Here is a 15931-nt window from a genome sequence, read left to right as displayed (position 1 = left end):
CATCGCCGTGATGTTGCCTGGTAGCAACCCGTCCGCCAACGGCGTGTTACCTACCCTCCCGACACGGGACCTAACGGCCCACGCCGCGACCACCTACGCTGCAACCATGGCCCAGCTGCGGATCGCCCTCGCCCAGGTGGACACGACCGTCGGGGACCTCGCCGGTAACGCCGACCTGGTCAGCACCTGGACGAAACGGGCCGTCGCCGACGGCGCTCATCTGATCGCCTTCGGTGAACTCACGTTGACCGGCTATCCGCCGGAGGACCTCGTCCTGCGCCGCTCCTTCGTCGCCGCGAGCCAGCGGGCGCTGGTAGCTCTGGCCCGCCGGCTGGCCGAGGAGGGGTGTGGCGAGATCGCCGTCGTCGTCGGCTACCTCGACGCATCCGCGCAACCCGCGCCGAATGTGGGACGCCCGGCCGGTGAACCGCAGAACGCCGCCGCGGTGCTCTGGGGCGGCGAGGTCGTCGCACGTTACGCCAAGCATCACCTGCCGAACTACGGCGTCTTCGACGAGTTCCGCTACTTCGTGCCCGGCATGGCCTTTCCGGTGCTGCGGCTGCACGGGATCGACGTGGGCCTGACGATCTGCGAGGACCTGTGGCAGCAGGGCGGGCCGATCACCGTGGCCCGCCGGTCCGGGGTCGGCCTCGTCCTGTGCATCAACGGCTCCCCTTACGAGCAGGGGAAGTCCTTCCAGCGCGACGCCCTGTGTGCCGAGCGCGCCCGGGAGGCCGCGGCCGCCCTGGCCTACGTCAACCTTGTCGGCGGGCAGGACGAGCTGGTCTTCGACGGGGACTCCCTCGTCGTCGACGCCGCGGGGGAACTCGTCGCGCGGGCGCCGGTCTTCAGCGAGGCGCTGCTGATCACCGACCTGGACCTGCCCGCGGCCGGTTCCGGCCCGGCGCGGGCGGTGTCCGGGGCCGTTGACGCCGGGGCCGTTGACGCCGGGGCCGTTGACGCCGGGGCCGTTGACGCCGAGGACGGCACGACGATGACGGTGACGCGCACGGTACTGGCCGCCGAGCCGCTGGCACCGTTCGCCCCCCTGCCGCCGGTCGTCGCCGACCGCCCCGAGCCCGCCGGGGAGCTGTACACCGCGCTGGTCACCGCCACCCGCGACTACATCCGTAAGAACGGCTTCTCCTCGGTGGCGCTCGGGCTGTCCGGCGGTATCGACTCCGCGCTCGTCGCGACCATCGCGGTCGACGCGATCGGCGCCGACGCCGTCCACACTGTCGCCCTGCCCTCGGGCTACTCGTCGGGGCATTCGGTGACCGACGCCGCCGAACTCGCCCGCCGCCAGGGCACGCGGCACGCCGTGGTGCCCATCGAGCCGATCGCCGCCGCGTTCCGCGCCGCCGCCGCCGCCCTCGGCGGGTTGCACGGCCTCGCGGACGAGAACCTGCAGGCCCGGGTACGCGGAACGCTGCTCATGGCGTTGTCGAACCAGCATGGGCACCTGATCCTCACCACCGGCAACAAAAGCGAGCTGGCAACGGGGTTCTCCACCCTCTACGGAGACAGCGCCGGCGGCTACGCCCCCATCAAGGACGTCTCGAAGACCCGCGTCTGGGGGCTGGCGCGCTGGCGCAACGCCGCCGCGGAGAAGCGTGGCGAGGTGCCACCCATTCCCGAGGAGATCATCGTCAAGGCGCCGTCCGCCGAGCTCGCCCCGGGTCAGCTCGACTCCGACCGGCTGCCCGACTACGGCATCCTCGATCCCGTCCTGGACGACTACGTCAGCCACGACCGGGGCCGGGCCGAGCTGATCGCGGCCGGGCACGATCCGGCCGTGGTGGACAAGGTGATCCGGCTCGTCGACCTCGCCGAGTACAAGCGCCGCCAGAACCCGCCCGGGCCGAAGGTGACCTCCAAGGCGTTCGGCCGCGACCGCCGACTGCCGATCACCTCCCGCTGGCGCGAGAACCCGCCGGCCTGACCAGCCGCGCGGGCCGGGGCCAGCCGCGCGGCTCAGACCTGGCGGCGGCGCTCCACCGCGTCGAGGATCTCCGCGACGGCCTCGTCCACCGGCACGCCATTACGCTGCGTCCCGTCTCGAAAACGGAACGACACCGCACCCTGGGCGACATCGGAATCTCCGGCCAGCAGCATGAACGGCACCTTCTGCTTCTGCGCCGTACGGATCTTCTTCTGCATCCGGTCGTCGGAGGAGTCGACCTCCACCCGAAGGCCGTGTGCGGCGAGCCGCCGGGCGACCTCGTCCAGGTACGGCACGTGCTCGTCGGTGATCGGGATGCCGACCACCTGCACCGGCGCGAGCCACGGCGGCAGTGCCCCGGCATAGTGCTCCAGCAGGATGGCGAAGAACCGCTCGATGGTGCCGAACAACGCCCGATGGATCATGAACGGCCGCTGCCGGGTCCCGTCCGCGGCCTGGTACTCCAGGCCGAAGCGCCGCGGCAGCTGGAAGTCCACCTGGATGGTGGACAGCTGCCAGGTCCGGCCGATGGCGTCACGGGCCTGCACGGAGATCTTCGGCCCGTAGAAGGCACCGCCGCCCGGGTCCATCACCAGTTCCAGGTCCTGCTTCTGCGCGGCCTCCCGCAGCAGTTCGGTGGCCTGCGCCCACTCCTCGTCGGTGCCGACGGCCTTGCCCGCCGGCCGGGTCGACAGCTCCAGGTAGAAGTCGGTCAGCCCGAAGTCGCGCAGCAGCCCGAGCACGAACGTCAGCACGCTGTCGAGCTCGGTGGGTAGCTGCTCGCGGGCGCAGAACAGGTGCGCGTCGTCCTGGGTGAGCCCGCGCACCCGGGTCAGGCCATGGACCACGCCGGACTTCTCGTAGCGGTAGACCGTGCCGAACTCGAACAGCCGCAGCGGCAGCTCCCGGTACGACCGGCCCCGCGACCGGAAGATCAGGATATGCATCGGGCAGTTCATCGGCTTGAGGTAGTAGTCGGTGCCGCCGTCGAGCTGCATGGGCGGGTACATGCCCTCGGCGAACCAGTCCAGGTGCCCGGAGATCTGGTAGAGCTCCGACTTGGTGATGTGCGGGGTGTTGACGAACGAGTACCCGGCCTCGATGTGCCGGCGCCGCGAGTAGTCCTCCATCGCGGTGCGGATCGCGCCGCCCCTGGGGTGGAAGACCGCCAGCCCCGGGCCGATCTCGGTCGGGAACGAGAACAGGTCAAGCTCCGCGCCGAGCTTGCGGTGATCGCGCTTCTCGGCCTCGGCCAGCCTGGTCTGGTAGGCCTTGAGCGCGTCGCGCGACTCCCACGCGGTGCCGTAGATGCGCTGCAGCTGCGGGTTCTTCTCGCTCCCCCGCCAGTAGGCCGCGGCGGAACGCAGGATCGCGAAGGCCGGGATGGCCCGGGTGGTGGGCACGTGCGGCCCGCGGCAGAGGTCCTTCCAGCACAGCTCGCCGGTCTTCGCGTCGAGGTTGTCGTAGATGGTCAGCTCGCCCGCCCCGACCTCGACACTCGCCTCGGCGTCGTCGGCCGCCGTGTCACTCGACTTCAGCCCGATCAACTCGATCTTGTACGGTTCGTCAGCGAGCTCCGCGCGGGCCTCGGGCTCGGTGACGACCCGCCGGGAGAAGCGCTGGCCGGCCCTGATGATCGCCTGCGCCCTCTTCTCGATGGCCCTGAGGTCGTCCGGGGTGAACGGGGACTCGACGTCGAAGTCGTAGTAGAAACCGTCGTCGATGGGCGGCCCGATGCCCAGGCGTGCCTTCGGGAAGAGCTCCTGGACCGCCTGGGCGACGACGTGCGCGGTGGAGTGCCGGACGATCGCCCGCCCGGCCGGCGAGTCGATCATGATCGGCTCGACGACGACCCCGTCGGCGAGAACATGAGCGAGATCACGCTGCTGACCGTCAACCAGAGCCGCGATCACGTTCCGGTCGTCGGCGAACAGCTCGGCGGCCGTCGTCCCGGTCGGCACCACCCGCGGATCGCTGCGCTGGGCGTGCTGAACGGTAACGCGGACGTCGGACACCGAATCTCTCCTGTTGCGCTGGGAACACGGATGCGGGGATCGCGTCGCCGGTGCGTCGCCGGCCGGCAGGCGGCCCCGCGGCGGGCCTTCCTGGCCCGTTCGCGATGCTACTCGCGGACGCATGGTGCCCCCGGCGAGCGGGATGCTCAGCGTGACGGGTGCGGCTCAGCGTGACGAGCGTGGCTCAGCGTCACGCGGGCGCCTCCGCCGTCGGCCGCGCACCCTGCCGGCAGCGGATGCCACCGAGGATGGTGTCGACGATCTTCGCGATCCGCGTTCCGCTCACCTCGCAGTCACCACTCATGTACTGCCGATAGGCGACCGGCCCGACCAGCATGTCGACGACGAGGTCGACGTCGACGTCCGCGGCGAGTTCCCCCGATTCGATGCCGCGCCGGAGCATGGCGGCCGCTTTCTCCCGCGACGGCTCGATCACCTTCTGCGAGTAGGTGGCGAACAACTCCGGGTGCGTGCTCCGCTCGGCGACGAGCTTCGGCATGATCCGCCCGGACAACGACTGGAGGTTGTGCCGGCGCAGCGCGTTCAGCCAGGCCACCAGGTCGTCGCGCAGGGAGCCGGTCTCGACCGCGTCGAGGCTGTCGGCCAGGGTGTCCAACGCGTCCCCGATCAGGGCGTCCTTCGTTGGCCACCGGCGATAGACCGTCGCCTTGCCGACCCCGGCGCTGGTCGCCACCGCCTCCATCGACAGGCTCGCGAAGCCGACCGTCGCGAGCTCGTGCAGCGCGGCATCGATGATCGCCTCATCGCAGCGGGTGTCCCTCGGACGACCGGGAGCGCGGGAGACGCGGACCCCGGAGGGCACCCGGTCGGACGGTCGCCGAGGATGCGCAGCGCGCACGTCCCGGGTGGCCATCAGGCGGGACACCGGCCTGATCCCCCGCCCGCTCCGTCGCCGCCGTGCCGATGCATCCGCATGGAAAGGCCACCCGCCACCTTGATCGCGCCGCACGTTCTCGCCGCACTTCAAGATCAGCATACGTCCCAGCCGGTCAAGACGCATCCGTTTGCCATGGCAGCGGCGTGGCGTGCGTCGCGTTCCACCCCGATCGGGCCACGGTCCACCACGAAACCACCGCCCGAACGCCCCAGCCCGAACAGCCACCTCGGGGCTGGGTGGATCTGCTCCACCACGGGCTCTCCGCGTGGCGGCCGTTGGTGGCAGCATGAGGGGGACGCCGGGACGCCCAGCGCCCGGACGGACGTACAGGAGCGCTCATGGATGCTTCAGACACACCCACCCACCCGGCGCCCCACCCGGCGGACCCGGCGGCGACGCCCTACGGCGCGCCGACCACGCCGCCGCGGCCGCTCCGGTCCCGTTTCACAGTGCGCGACGTCGCCGCGGCGAAGAACCGGGGCGAGAAGTGGTCGATGCTGACCGCGTACGACGCCACCACCGCCGCCGTCTTCGACGAGGCGGAGATCCCCGTCCTGCTGGTCGGGGACTCGGCCGCCAACGTCGTCTACGGCTACGACACGACCGTGCCGATCACCGTCGATGAGCTGCTGCCGCTGGTCCGGGCGGTGGTCCGCGGAGCACCGCACGCGATGGTCGTCGCCGATCTGCCCTTCGGGTCGTACCAGGGGGGGCCTGCCGAGGCACTGGCGAGCGCTACCCGCTTCCTCAAGGAGGGCGGGGCGCACGCGGTGAAACTCGAGGGCGGTTCCCGGGTGGTCCGGGCGGTGGACGCCCTGGTCGGCGCCGGCATCCCCGTTATCGGGCATCTGGGGCTGACCCCGCAGAGCATCCACACCATCGGGGGCTACCGGGTCCAGGGCCGCGACGAGGCCGGCGAGATCCTGCTGGCCGACGCGCTGGCGCTCGAGGCGGCCGGCGCGTTCGCGGTCGTGCTCGAGGTGGTTCCCGCCGATCTGGCCACCCGGGTGACGAAGGAGTTGCGCATCGCCACCGTAGGTATCGGAGCCGGCTCGGGATGCGATGCCCAGGTGCTGGTCTGGCAGGACATGGCCGGGCTGAGCGGCGGCCGCACGCCACGGTTCGTCAAGCGGTACGCGGATCTGCGCACGATTCTCGCGGACGCCGCCCGAGCCTACCGCGCGGACGTCCGGGACGGCAGGTACCCGACGATCGAGCACAGCTACTGATCAGTCACCCGGCCGGCGGTGCCGGCGGCGCTGTCACCCCGGTCCATCGCCGGTCCGGGCCAGCGCCGCCGCGAGCACGGACCACGCATCGACCAGGGACGGGCCGTACCAGGTCAGCAGGCGGCCGGACACGCAGACCGCGGGCGCGCTGAAGGTCTCGGGCCCGTCCGACGGGCTGAAGGGGTACGGCTCGTCGGGCAGGACCACCAGGTCATGGGGCGGGACGGCCGCGGGATCGATCCGAGGGTAGCGGTCCGGCGAGTCCGCCAGCACGTTGTCGACCCCCAGTCGGCGCAGCACGTCGCCGGTGAAGGTGTCCCGGCCGACCGCCATCCACGGCCGGCGCCAGATCGGCACCAACGCCCGCCGTCGCGGTCCGGCGGCCGGCACGGCCCAGGCCTGCCGGGCGACGTCGAGCCAGCCGGGACGAGCCAACCCGCAGGCCAGGCGCAGCATCCGGTCCAGGCTCACCAGAGCCTGATCGACCGTGGTGGGGGCGGTGACCCACACGGCGAACCCGGCCCGGCGCAGCGCGGCGAGGTCGGGTTCCCTGTTCTCCTCGGCGTTCGCGCAGACCAGGTCCGGGGCCAGGGAGACGATGGTGTCGAGGTCGGGGTTCTTCGTCCCCCGGACCCGAGCGACGGCCAGCCCCGCGGGATGGCTGCACCAGTCGGTGGCACCCACCAGCAGACCGGGCGCGGTGACGGCGATCGACTCGGTGAGGCTGGGAACGAGCGAGACGATCCGTTCCACCCGCGCCGGAACCGCCACCGGGTGGCCCAGGTCGTCCCGGGGGGCCGTCCCCGCCTCTCCTTCCCGCCCATTCGCCACCGCGGCCACATCCAAACGGGCCACATCCAAACGGGCCACGTCCGGACGTAGCCCGTCCGGACGCCGCTCAGACATCGGTGACCCGCAGGCCGGCGTGTGACTTGTACCGGCGATTGACCGAGATCAGGTTCGCGGTCAACGCCTCGACCTGACCGGCGTTGCGCAACGCGCCGGCGTAGATGCCCCGCATGCCGGGAATGCGCTCGGCGAGCGCGGCCACCAGATCGGTGGCGGCCCGATCGTCGCCGAGGACCAGGACGTCCGTGTCGATCTTCGTGACCGCGTCATCGGCCAGCAGCACCGCGGAGACGTGGTGGAAGGCCGCCACGATGGTGCTGTCCGGCAGGACGGCGGCCGCCTGCTGCGCGGCGCTGCCCTCGGGCACCGCGAGCGCGAAGGCACCCCCCTTGTCGAAGCCGAGGGGGTTGACGCAGTCGATCACGATCTTCCCGGCCAATGGCTCCCGCAGGGCGGCCAGGGTCTGGCGATGGCCCTCCCAGGGAACCGCGATGATGACGACATCGGCGCGCTCGGCGACCGTGGCGTTGCCCGCGCCCTCGATGCGCAGGCCGGGGCGCGCGAGCGCGGCCGCGGCCTGCTGGCCGCGTTCGGTCGAGCGGGACCCGATCAGTACGAGATGGCCGGCGGCGGCGAACCGCAGGCCGAGGCCCCCGCCCTGCGGACCCGAGCCGCCGAGGATACCGATGGTCAGCGCGGGGACGTCCGGCCGGACGCGGTCAGTCGAAGCCACCCTGCCATCCTGCCCGATCCGGGCTTTGGCCGCCCGGCTGCGTGACACCCGTGAAAGCGTTCCCAGAACGGTGGGAACCAACCCGTTCACCCTCCGACATGACGATGCATGACAAGTACACCCCCTTGCGGACAGCTCCTTGCAATGAGGGACTATGCAGAGACAACGGGACAGCTACGTGCCCGATTTTTCCGAGCTCGCCCCCCGCGGGGAGATCCGGATCGACCGGGTCCATACACGTCGCCACCGGCAGAGGAGCAGCCCACGTGACTGACAGCTACAGCTCTTGGACCGCGACACTTGGTGAGCGAGTAGACACGAAAAGCGAAACCGCCGGTACTTCCAGGAACCCCGCGCGCGCATTGGTCTCAGATGGGCCGTACCGTTCCGTTTCACACACATCGAGCAGATCTTCGGAGTCAGGCGAGAGAGGTCGAGCAATGGCGGACGTGTCGGTTCGCTTCGCGATGACAAACGACAGCGAAGTGGTGCTGAACCTGTCGCTGCCGCAGGCACTGCGCCTGATGGAAGCGATCGCCCGCAAGGTGGGCGAAACCCTGGCCGAGCGCAGCACGCAGACGGTCGGCGGTGTCGGCGGTGTTCCCGCCTCGGCCCCTTCCAACGGGATGCCCAGCCTGGGGCCGTACACCCCATCCTGAGCATCCACGTGCCGCGCCGGTCCACCTGTCCCCACGCGACGGCATCGCGCCACTTGGCGCGTTCTCACGGGGACAGTCCCGGGTGGACATCCGCCCGGGACACCGACCATCGCTCAGAACCGGGGCGGTGCCCCGGCGAAACTCACGGGTCCGTCATGCACGGGCCCGTCACGCACCGGTCCGTCCGCGGGCCCCAGGTCCGGGAGTGGTGACCGATCGAGCCCAGGGCCGCGCCCAAGGCGCGTGGATGCGAGGCCGCGTACACCTCGCGAAGCCGGTCCACCGTCACCAGGGTGTAGATCTGGGTGGTACTGACCGAGGCGTGTCCCAGCAGCTCCTGCACCACCCGGACGTCGGCGCCGCCGTCGAGCAGGTGGGTGGCGAAGGAATGGCGCAGCACATGGGGTGAGACCCCCTCCACACCGGCCGCGAGCGCCGCCGTACGCAGCACCGACCACGCGCTCTGCCGGGACAGGCGATTACCGCGGCGGGACAGGAAGACCGCGGGCCCCGAGCGGGGGGCGACCAGCGTCGGCCGCCCCACCCGCAGGTAGTCGGCCACCGCGGCGATGGCGTACCGACCGAGCGGGACGATCCGGTCACGTCCGCCCTTGCCATGCAGGCGCACGGAGGCGGCCTCCAGATCGAGATCGTCGACGTCGAGACCGACGGCCTCCGAGATCCGGGCCCCGGTGCCGTAGAGAAGCTCCAGCAACGCGGTCGCTCGCAGACGACGGACGGCCTCGGCCGGTTCCACCGGCTGCGGTCTCCCGGACGGCGGCGGGGATCCCGGCGGGGGCGCACCCGCGGCCGCGGCGAGGACGGCCACCACCTGGTCGATGCTCAGGGCCTTCGGTAGCCGCCGGGGAGGCGTCGGCGGTCGAACCGGCCGGGACACGTCCTCGGGGACGTCACCCTCGTCGGCCGCGAAGCGGTGCAGCGACCGGACGGCGACCAGCATCCTCGCGACCGACGCCGCGGCAAGCGGCGGGTGCGTGTCGTCACCGGTGCGCAGCACGGCGGCGAATCCGGCAACCTCCGCCTCACCGACCGCGTCCAACGAGGGCAGACCGCATGCGGAGAGATGATCACAATAGCGGCGCAGGTCGCGACGGTAGGCGAGTACCGAGTTGCGCGCGAGTCCGCGTTCGCCCTCCAGATGGTGGAGATAGCGCTCGATGACGCCGGCAGGCGTGCCACGCAGCTGGGACAGCTGGGACCCGGCTCGATGATCCGCAGGCCGGGGCGGGTCGTCCGGGCCAGCCAGGTCGTCCGGGCCAGCCAGGTCGTCCGGCCCAGCCAGGTCGTCCGGGCCGGGCCGAGGTGCCGACGGACGATGATCCGAGGACCCGCCGACGCCGGATGCCGAGGCCGCGGGGGGGCGCAGCCGGAATACCCGGTCGCCGTCGGTGACTCCCATCATCGAACTGATAGTAGGACCTGCCCCCCGTTCTCCGTTGGTGCCTATCCACATACCGCGTTTCCGCGGCTATCCTGGCGACTTGTGCGGGCGGGCAACGGGTCGTCACGGTACGCCGCACGGCTGGGGGTCGTCATCGCCATGCTCGTCATCCTCACGGGCGCGGGCTGCGGCGGCGACCAGCACGAGCCGTCCGGGGCCGCGATCCCGGCCCGCCCCGGTTCCCAGAACCGGGGCACGGCCGTCTCCGGCGGCCCTTCCGTCTCCGGTTCGGCCCCCGGTTCGGTCGATGACACGCCCGCAGCCGCCACCCGCACGGTCGAGGGCTACTTTCACGAGATCAACGAGGCCGCGCGGGCCGGTCGGGTCGCGGTTATCGCGCCGACGGCGCTCGGTGGCTGCCAGCCCTGCGCCCTCGACGTCGGGGTGACCCGCTCGCTCCAGCAGCGGGGGCTGCGCGCGGACGGGCCGGCCTATCAGCTGAGCGACGTGCTCGCCCGGCCGCGGGTCGGGCTCGTCACCGAGGTGGACTTCACCGTGCGGACCCGGGCGGTGGGGCTGCTGGACCCGGCGGGCCGGCGGGTCTCCGACGCCCCGGCCGTGCCGACCCGGGTCGGCACGGCCGAGCTGTCGCTCACCGACCACGGCTGGCGTATCCAGACCCTGCGCTACGCCCCGGCCCAGGCATGACCACCGGCCCGGGGACGACCGGCCCGCACGCGACCACCGCCGCCCGCACGACCACCGCCGCCCGCACGACCACCGCCGCCCGCACGACCACCGCCGCCCGGCGCCGCACGATCCCGCGCCCGGCGCTGATCGCGGTCGGCGCGCTGCTACTGGTCGGCCTGACCGGCCTCGCCGGCGGCGCGACGCCCGCCGCCGCGGCGCCCGGACGCACCGTCCCGGTGCCCTGCGTCGGCGCGCTGTGGGGTACCTGTGACACTCGGGCCACGGACAACGGCTACCAGTACCGCTACCACGACGGAGCGCTGGAGCGCGTCGGGATCCCGACCGGCTCGGGGGCCCGGCGGAGCGCGGCCTGCGGCCAGGACTGTCCGGACGACCCGGCGGCCGTCTGTGACCTGCTGACCGCGGTCGGGCCGGATCCGGCGATGGACGCGCAGGCGCGGGCCCAGTACGACCAGGCGGTGGCGGGCTGCTTCAACTACCTGCTGCCCGCCGGCGCGGTGCCGATCGCCCAGGTGCAGGCCGCGCTCGCCAACTACCTGCGCGAGAGACTCCTGCCGAAGCCGTCCATCGTCATTGCGCCGTCCGGCCGCAGCTTCGCGAACCTGGCCACGATCCTCTACACCCCGGTGCCCGACTCGTTCACGTTCAACGTCGACCAGCCGGTCGTGGCGACCATCAGTGCCGTTCCCCACTATCACTGGGAGTTCGGCGACGGCGAGACCGGCCCGGACGCTCCCGGCCGGCCCTACGACCCGGCGATCTCACCGCGCGATCATCCCGAGGCCTACGTGGCGCACGGCTACGCCCGGCCGGGCCGGTACCAGGTGACCCTCGCGGTGACCTGGGATGGCACGTTCACCGTTCCCGGGGTCGCGCAGGCGTTCCCGATCGCCGCGGTGACCCTCGCCGCCGCGGCGGGCCTCGTCGTCGACGAGGCCGCCGGCGTGCTGGTCCACAACGACTGACGCCACCGCGGGACCGACGCCACCGCGGAGAAACGGGGGCCGCGGCGCGGCGGTGGCTCAGCCGCGGTGGGCGGGACGAGCGGGCCAGGGTGCGTCGGGTGGGCGCAGACCGGCGTAGTTCTCGGCGCGTGCCCGGGCCGTGGCCAGCAGCCCGATGACCGCCATCGCGTTGGTGATCTCACCGCGCAGGACCCGTTCGACGGCGTCGGTGAAGTCGATGCGGGCGAGACCCATCTCGGCCTCCTCGTGCACCGGCACGTACCGCTCGGCGGCCGGGATCTCGTGCAGCCCGCGGGCCAGGAAGAGGCGGTAGGCCTCGTCGGTCATCCCTGGCGAGGCCCACACGTCAACCAGCAGATCGTAGCGGTCGGCGCGCAGCCCGGCCTCCTCGGCCAGCTCCCGCGCGGCGGCCGAGGACGCCGGCTCGCCCGGCACGTCGAGAATGCCGGCGGGCAGCTCCCACAGCGGACCACCGACGGGATGACGGTACTGATGGACCATCACCACCCGATCGGCCTCGTCGAGGGCGACCACCCCCACGGCGCCGGGATGCACCACCACATCACGCTGCGAGATGTCGCCATCCGGCATCCGCACCTGATCGCGGCGGACGGAGATGACCCTCCCCTGGTAGGCCAGGGTGCTCTCGGTGACCTCGTACCGGTGCGGGGTCGCCGTCACGGGGACACCAGCGCGGCGGTGCCGTTGGAGCTGACGCTCGGCCGGGACGCGCTCGCGCCCCGGCGGATACTCCCGCCGGATCGACCAGCCGTGACGCCGCGGGTCTGCGCGGCGCCGTTCTCCGGGACGCCGTTCTCCGGGGTGGGGGCGTCCTCGCTCGGCAGGTCCACCGGCAGCATCCCGCGGCGGCGGTCCGCATGCGCGACCGCCGCGGCGACGAGACCCCGGAACAACGGATGGGCCCGGGTCGGCCGGGACCGGAACTCCGGATGTGCCTGGGTGCCGACGTAGTACGGATGCACATCGGCGGGCAGTTCGACCACCTCGACCAGGCGGCCGTCCGGTGACGTCCCGGAGAAGACCAGCCCGGCGGCGGCCAGCCGGTGCCGATAGTCGTTGTTCACCTCGTACCGGTGCCGGTGGCGCTCGGCGACCTCGGCGGCGCCGTATTCACGCTGGGCGAGCGTGCCGGGCGCCAGCACGCACGAGTACAGGCCCAGTCTCATCGTGCCGCCCATGTCCCGGGTGCCGGCCACCACCTCGTGCTGGTCGGCCATCGTGGAGATCACCGGGTGGGGGGTCTCGGGGACGAACTCGGTGGAGTTCGCCGCCTCCAGGCCGGCGAGACTGCGGGCCGCCTCGATGACCATGCACTGCAGGCCGAGGCAGATACCGAGGGTCGGAATGCCGTTCTCGCGGGCGTGCCGCAGCGCGGTGAGCTTGCCCTCGATGCCCCGCACCCCGAAACCACCGGGAACGATGACCCCGTCGATCCCGTCGAGCAGGGTGGCCGTCGCATCCGGGGAAGAGCACTCGTCCGAGGTGACCCACCGCAGGTCCACCCGGGTGTCGGTGGCGAAGGCGCCGGCGCGCAGGGCCTCGGTCACCGAGAGGTAGGCGTCGGGGAGATCCACGTACTTGCCGACGATCGCGATCGTCGCCGTGTTGGCCGGGTGGTGCACCCGCCGCAGCAACGTGTCCCACTCCGTCCAGTCGACGTCGCGGAAGGACAGCCCGAGCCGACGCACCACGTAGGCGTCGAGGCCCTCGCGGTGCAGCACCCGGGGGATGTCGTAGATGGAACTCGCGTCCGGCGCCCCGACGACGGCCTCGTCATCGACGTCGCACATCATCGCGATCTTCTTCTTGAGCGAATCGGGCAGCGGCCGGTCGGACCGGCAGACCACGGCGTCGGGCTGCAGGCCGATGCTGCGCAACGCCGCGACCGAATGCTGGGTCGGCTTGGTCTTCAACTCTCCGGAGGGGGCGAGGTAGGGGACCAGGCTCACGTGCACCGTCAGGGCGTTGTCCCGACCGACCTCGTGGCGTACCTGACGGATCGCCTCCAGGTAGGGCAGCGATTCGATGTCCCCGACGGTCCCGCCGACCTCAGTGATCACCACGTCGACGGAGTCATCGGCCAGCCGCCGGATCCGGTCCTTGATTTCGTCGGTGATGTGCGGGACGACCTGGACGGTCTGGCCCAGATAGCCGCCGCGGCGTTCCCTGGCGATGACGGCCGAGTAGACCTGACCCGTCGTCACGTTGGCGCTGCCGTCGAGGCTGACGTCGAGGAACCGCTCGTAGTGGCCGATGTCGAGGTCGGTCTCGGCCCCGTCGTCGGTCACGAACACCTCACCGTGCTGAAACGGGTTCATCGTTCCCGGGTCCACGTTGAGGTAGGGGTCGAGCTTCTGCATCGTGACACGAAGTCCACGAGCCTTGAGTAGTCGACCAAGGCTCGACGCGGTCAGTCCCTTGCCGAGACTGGACGCAACCCCGCCGGTGACGAAGATGTGTTTGGTGATATGCGCCTGACCCACCCGAAGCTCCCGTGGTTACGCCGCCGGTCCGGCCCCGGCGCCTCCACGGGACTTCACGGTAACAGCTCCCCCGCGCGACGCCTCCAGCGCAATGCGGGGACTCTGCCATAAGGGTGAGTCATGGCCCTCGGTTATCACCTTCGGTGACTGCCTGGACCACCGCAGGATGTCCGACCTCCCGACCGCGGTGGCACTACGGCAGCGCCTTGTCGGCCTCCGCGGCGGCGAGCAGCTCCTCGGCGTGCCCACGGGCCAGCGGGCTCTCCTCCTGGCCGGCGAGCATCCGGGAGAGCTCCCGCACCCGGCCGGCGTCGTCGAGCGTGACGATCCCGCTACGGGTGACCGATCCGTCGTCGGCCTTGTGGACCACCAGATGACGGTCCGCGAAGGCGGCGACCTGCGGCAGATGAGTGATACAGATCACCTGATGGGTGCGGGCGAGGCGGGCGAGGCGCCGGCCGATCTCCACCGCGGCCCGGCCGCCGACCCCGGCGTCCACTTCGTCGAAGACCATGGTCGAACCGGTGTCGGCGGCGGCGAGGACGACCTCGATCGCGAGCATGACCCGGGACAGCTCACCGCCCGACGCGCCTTTCTGGACCGGCCGCGGCGGCGCCCCGGGATGCGGTATCAGCCGCAGCTCCACGTCGTCGACGCCGAACGGTCCGAACGCGACGACCCGCAGGCCGACCGGCAGACCGGCTGGATCGTCGCGCTGCGACACGGCGGCCTCCACCCGGGCCCGGGGCATCGCGAGCCCGGCGAGCTCGGCGGCGACCGCCGCACCGAACCGGGCCGCCGCCTTGGTCCGGGCCTCGCTGACCTCCTCGGCGAGCCGGGCCAGCTCGGCGGTCAGGCTGTCCCGCCGGGCGGTGAGCGCCTCGACGCTGTCCCCGGCGCCGTCGAGTTCCAGCAACCGGCGCCCGGCCTGGTCCGCCCAGGCCAGCACGCCGTCAATGCCGGTGCCGTGCGCCCGGGTCAGGCTGGTGAGGGCGGCCTTGCGCGCCTGGGCGTCGGCGAGGCGCACCGGGTCGGCATCGATGCCCTCCGCGTAGGAGGCGAGGTCCGCGGCGACGTCGGTGAGCAGCATCCCCACCTCCGTGAGCCGCGTGCCGAGGGCAGCGAGCTCGGCGTCAAGGGCGGACTCGCCGGCGATGACCCGCTGGGCCGCGGCCACCAGATCGACCGCACCGGGCTCGTCCGACCCGGTGGCCGGATCGCTCATCAGCGCGGCGTGCGCGGTCCGCGCCGCCCGCACCAGGGTCTCCGCGTGCTCCAGCTTGGTCAGCTCGGCGTCGAGGGTGACGTCCTCACCGGGGCTGGGGGCGATCCGTTCCACCTCGTCCAGGCCGATGCGCAGCAGCTCCGCCTCCTGCTCGCGTTCACGCACCCGGTCGGTGATCTCGGCGAGCTGCCGACTGACCCGGGTCAGCTCCCGGTACACACCGCCGTAGCGGGCCAACGGCCCGGCGACGGCGGAACCGGCGAACCGGTCCAACGCGTCACGCTGGGTGGACGGCTTGAGCAGGCGCTGCGCCTCGGACTGGCCGTGCACGGCGATCAGCTCCTCGGCGATCTCGGCGAGGACACTCGCCGGAACCGAGCGGCCCGCGACCTGCGCCCGGGACCGGCCCTCCGCGGTCAGGGTCCGACCGACGACGAGGACGGCGCCCCCCGGATCCTCGTCGAGGTCGCCGCCGACTTCGCGGACCCGGGCCGCGACAGCCGACTCGGCACCGATGACGAGCCGACCCTCGACAAAGGCGCGATCGACCCCGGGCCGGACCAGACCGTAATCCGCCCGCCCGCCGGTGAGCAGTCCCAGCCCCTGGACAATCATGGTCTTGCCGGCTCCGGTCTCGCCACTCACCACGGTGAGGCCGGGAGCGAGGTCGAGGGCGGCATCGTCGATGACCCCGAGGCCGCGGATGCGAATCTCCTCGAGCACGCCCCGAACTCTAGCGTCACCAGGACGGAGGCCGATATCGCAGAGGCGGAAGATCCGACATCGCTGTCCCCGCGTC

At 72.0% G+C, this 15931-nt stretch carries 13 protein-coding genes; 5 read left to right on the top strand and 8 right to left on the bottom strand.

Annotated elements, in window-relative coordinates; translation table 11 throughout:
- The first annotated feature begins 106 nt into the window (after window positions 1–106).
- Window positions 107–1942: an NAD+ synthase gene (locus BMG523DRAFT_RS13345; protein ID WP_043591308.1), complete on the top strand. Its 1836-nt coding sequence runs from the start codon at window positions 107–109 to the stop codon at window positions 1940–1942.
- A gap of 32 nt (window positions 1943–1974) precedes the next feature.
- Here BMG523DRAFT_RS13345 and thrS read toward each other — a convergent pair whose 3' ends face one another.
- Together thrS and BMG523DRAFT_RS13335 are read right to left on the bottom strand one after the other, a co-directional pair.
- Window positions 1975–3957 carry a threonine--tRNA ligase gene (gene thrS / locus BMG523DRAFT_RS13340; RefSeq protein WP_023841802.1) on the bottom strand — a complete coding sequence of 661 codons (1983 nt, stop codon included), beginning with the start codon at window positions 3955–3957 and terminating at the stop codon, window positions 1975–1977.
- A 190-nt stretch (window positions 3958–4147) separates the two neighbouring features.
- Window positions 4148–4843, bottom strand: a complete 696-nt coding sequence (locus BMG523DRAFT_RS13335; RefSeq protein WP_023841801.1) for a TetR/AcrR family transcriptional regulator — start codon at window positions 4841–4843, stop codon at window positions 4148–4150.
- A gap of 350 nt (window positions 4844–5193) precedes the next feature.
- Between BMG523DRAFT_RS13335 and panB the strand changes: the two genes are divergently transcribed.
- Complete coding sequence (panB, locus tag BMG523DRAFT_RS13330; RefSeq protein ID WP_011437534.1) at window positions 5194–6084, top strand: 3-methyl-2-oxobutanoate hydroxymethyltransferase; 891 nt, start codon at window positions 5194–5196, stop codon at window positions 6082–6084.
- A 33-nt stretch (window positions 6085–6117) separates the two neighbouring features.
- On the opposite strand, the gene BMG523DRAFT_RS13325 is transcribed toward panB, so the two are convergent.
- Window positions 6118–6915, bottom strand: coding sequence for a helical backbone metal receptor (locus tag BMG523DRAFT_RS13325; RefSeq protein WP_235463130.1), 798 nt, complete (start codon window positions 6913–6915; stop codon window positions 6118–6120).
- A gap of 67 nt (window positions 6916–6982) precedes the next feature.
- On the bottom strand, window positions 6983–7666 hold the full coding sequence (npdG, locus tag BMG523DRAFT_RS13320; RefSeq protein ID WP_023841798.1) for an NADPH-dependent F420 reductase: 684 nt from the start codon (window positions 7664–7666) through the stop codon (window positions 6983–6985).
- A gap of 440 nt (window positions 7667–8106) precedes the next feature.
- Between npdG and BMG523DRAFT_RS13315 the strand changes: the two genes are divergently transcribed.
- A complete protein-coding gene (locus tag BMG523DRAFT_RS13315) occupies window positions 8107–8325 on the top strand; it encodes a hypothetical protein (RefSeq protein WP_023841797.1) in 219 nt (72 codons plus the stop codon).
- Between the two features lie 142 nt (window positions 8326–8467).
- Here BMG523DRAFT_RS13315 and BMG523DRAFT_RS13310 read toward each other — a convergent pair whose 3' ends face one another.
- Window positions 8468–9745, bottom strand: coding sequence for a site-specific tyrosine recombinase XerD (locus BMG523DRAFT_RS13310; protein WP_043591307.1), 1278 nt, complete (start codon window positions 9743–9745; stop codon window positions 8468–8470).
- An 84-nt stretch (window positions 9746–9829) separates the two neighbouring features.
- Between BMG523DRAFT_RS13310 and BMG523DRAFT_RS13305 the strand changes: the two genes are divergently transcribed.
- Window positions 9830–10435: a hypothetical protein gene (locus tag BMG523DRAFT_RS13305; RefSeq protein WP_023841795.1), complete on the top strand. Its 606-nt coding sequence runs from the start codon at window positions 9830–9832 to the stop codon at window positions 10433–10435.
- Window positions 10432–11403: a PKD domain-containing protein gene (locus BMG523DRAFT_RS13300; RefSeq protein ID WP_043591305.1), complete on the top strand. Its 972-nt coding sequence runs from the start codon at window positions 10432–10434 to the stop codon at window positions 11401–11403. Before BMG523DRAFT_RS13305 ends, BMG523DRAFT_RS13300 begins: the two co-directional genes overlap by 4 nt.
- A 57-nt stretch (window positions 11404–11460) precedes the next feature.
- Here BMG523DRAFT_RS13300 and BMG523DRAFT_RS13295 read toward each other — a convergent pair whose 3' ends face one another.
- From BMG523DRAFT_RS13295 to recN, 3 genes are all read right to left on the bottom strand, one after another.
- Complete coding sequence (locus BMG523DRAFT_RS13295) at window positions 11461–12084, bottom strand: NUDIX domain-containing protein (RefSeq protein WP_011437541.1); 624 nt, start codon at window positions 12082–12084, stop codon at window positions 11461–11463.
- Window positions 12081–13907, bottom strand: coding sequence for a CTP synthase (locus BMG523DRAFT_RS13290; protein WP_011437542.1), 1827 nt, complete (start codon window positions 13905–13907; stop codon window positions 12081–12083). The genes BMG523DRAFT_RS13295 and BMG523DRAFT_RS13290 overlap by 4 nt, the downstream gene beginning before the upstream one ends.
- 193 nt (window positions 13908–14100) lie before the next feature.
- Window positions 14101–15855, bottom strand: a complete 1755-nt coding sequence (recN, locus tag BMG523DRAFT_RS13285; RefSeq protein WP_011437543.1) for a DNA repair protein RecN — start codon at window positions 15853–15855, stop codon at window positions 14101–14103.
- Window positions 15856–15931: the final 76 nt, after the last annotated feature.

Origin of the sequence: Frankia sp. BMG5.23 (assembly GCF_000685765.2) — a bacterium.
Taxonomy (GTDB): Bacteria; Actinomycetota; Actinomycetes; order Frankiales; family Frankiaceae; genus Frankia; species Frankia casuarinae.
The sequence above is the reverse complement of the archived record's forward strand: the minus strand, read 5'-3'. Positions and strand labels throughout refer to the sequence as shown.

What these genes read in the sequence shown, in the direction of transcription:
- BMG523DRAFT_RS13310 (WP_043591307.1), bottom strand. Translation starts at nt 9,745, where the DNA reads ATGGGAGTCACCGACGGCGACCGGGTATTCCGGCTGCGCCCCCCCGCG.
- BMG523DRAFT_RS13300 (WP_043591305.1), top strand. Translation starts at nt 10,432, where the DNA reads ATGACCACCGGCCCGGGGACGACCGGCCCGCACGCGACCACCGCCGCC.
- panB (WP_011437534.1), top strand. Translation starts at nt 5,194, where the DNA reads ATGGATGCTTCAGACACACCCACCCACCCGGCGCCCCACCCGGCGGAC.
- BMG523DRAFT_RS13345 (WP_043591308.1), top strand. Translation starts at nt 107, where the DNA reads ATGGCCCAGCTGCGGATCGCCCTCGCCCAGGTGGACACGACCGTCGGG.
- BMG523DRAFT_RS13315 (WP_023841797.1), top strand. Translation starts at nt 8,107, where the DNA reads ATGGCGGACGTGTCGGTTCGCTTCGCGATGACAAACGACAGCGAAGTG.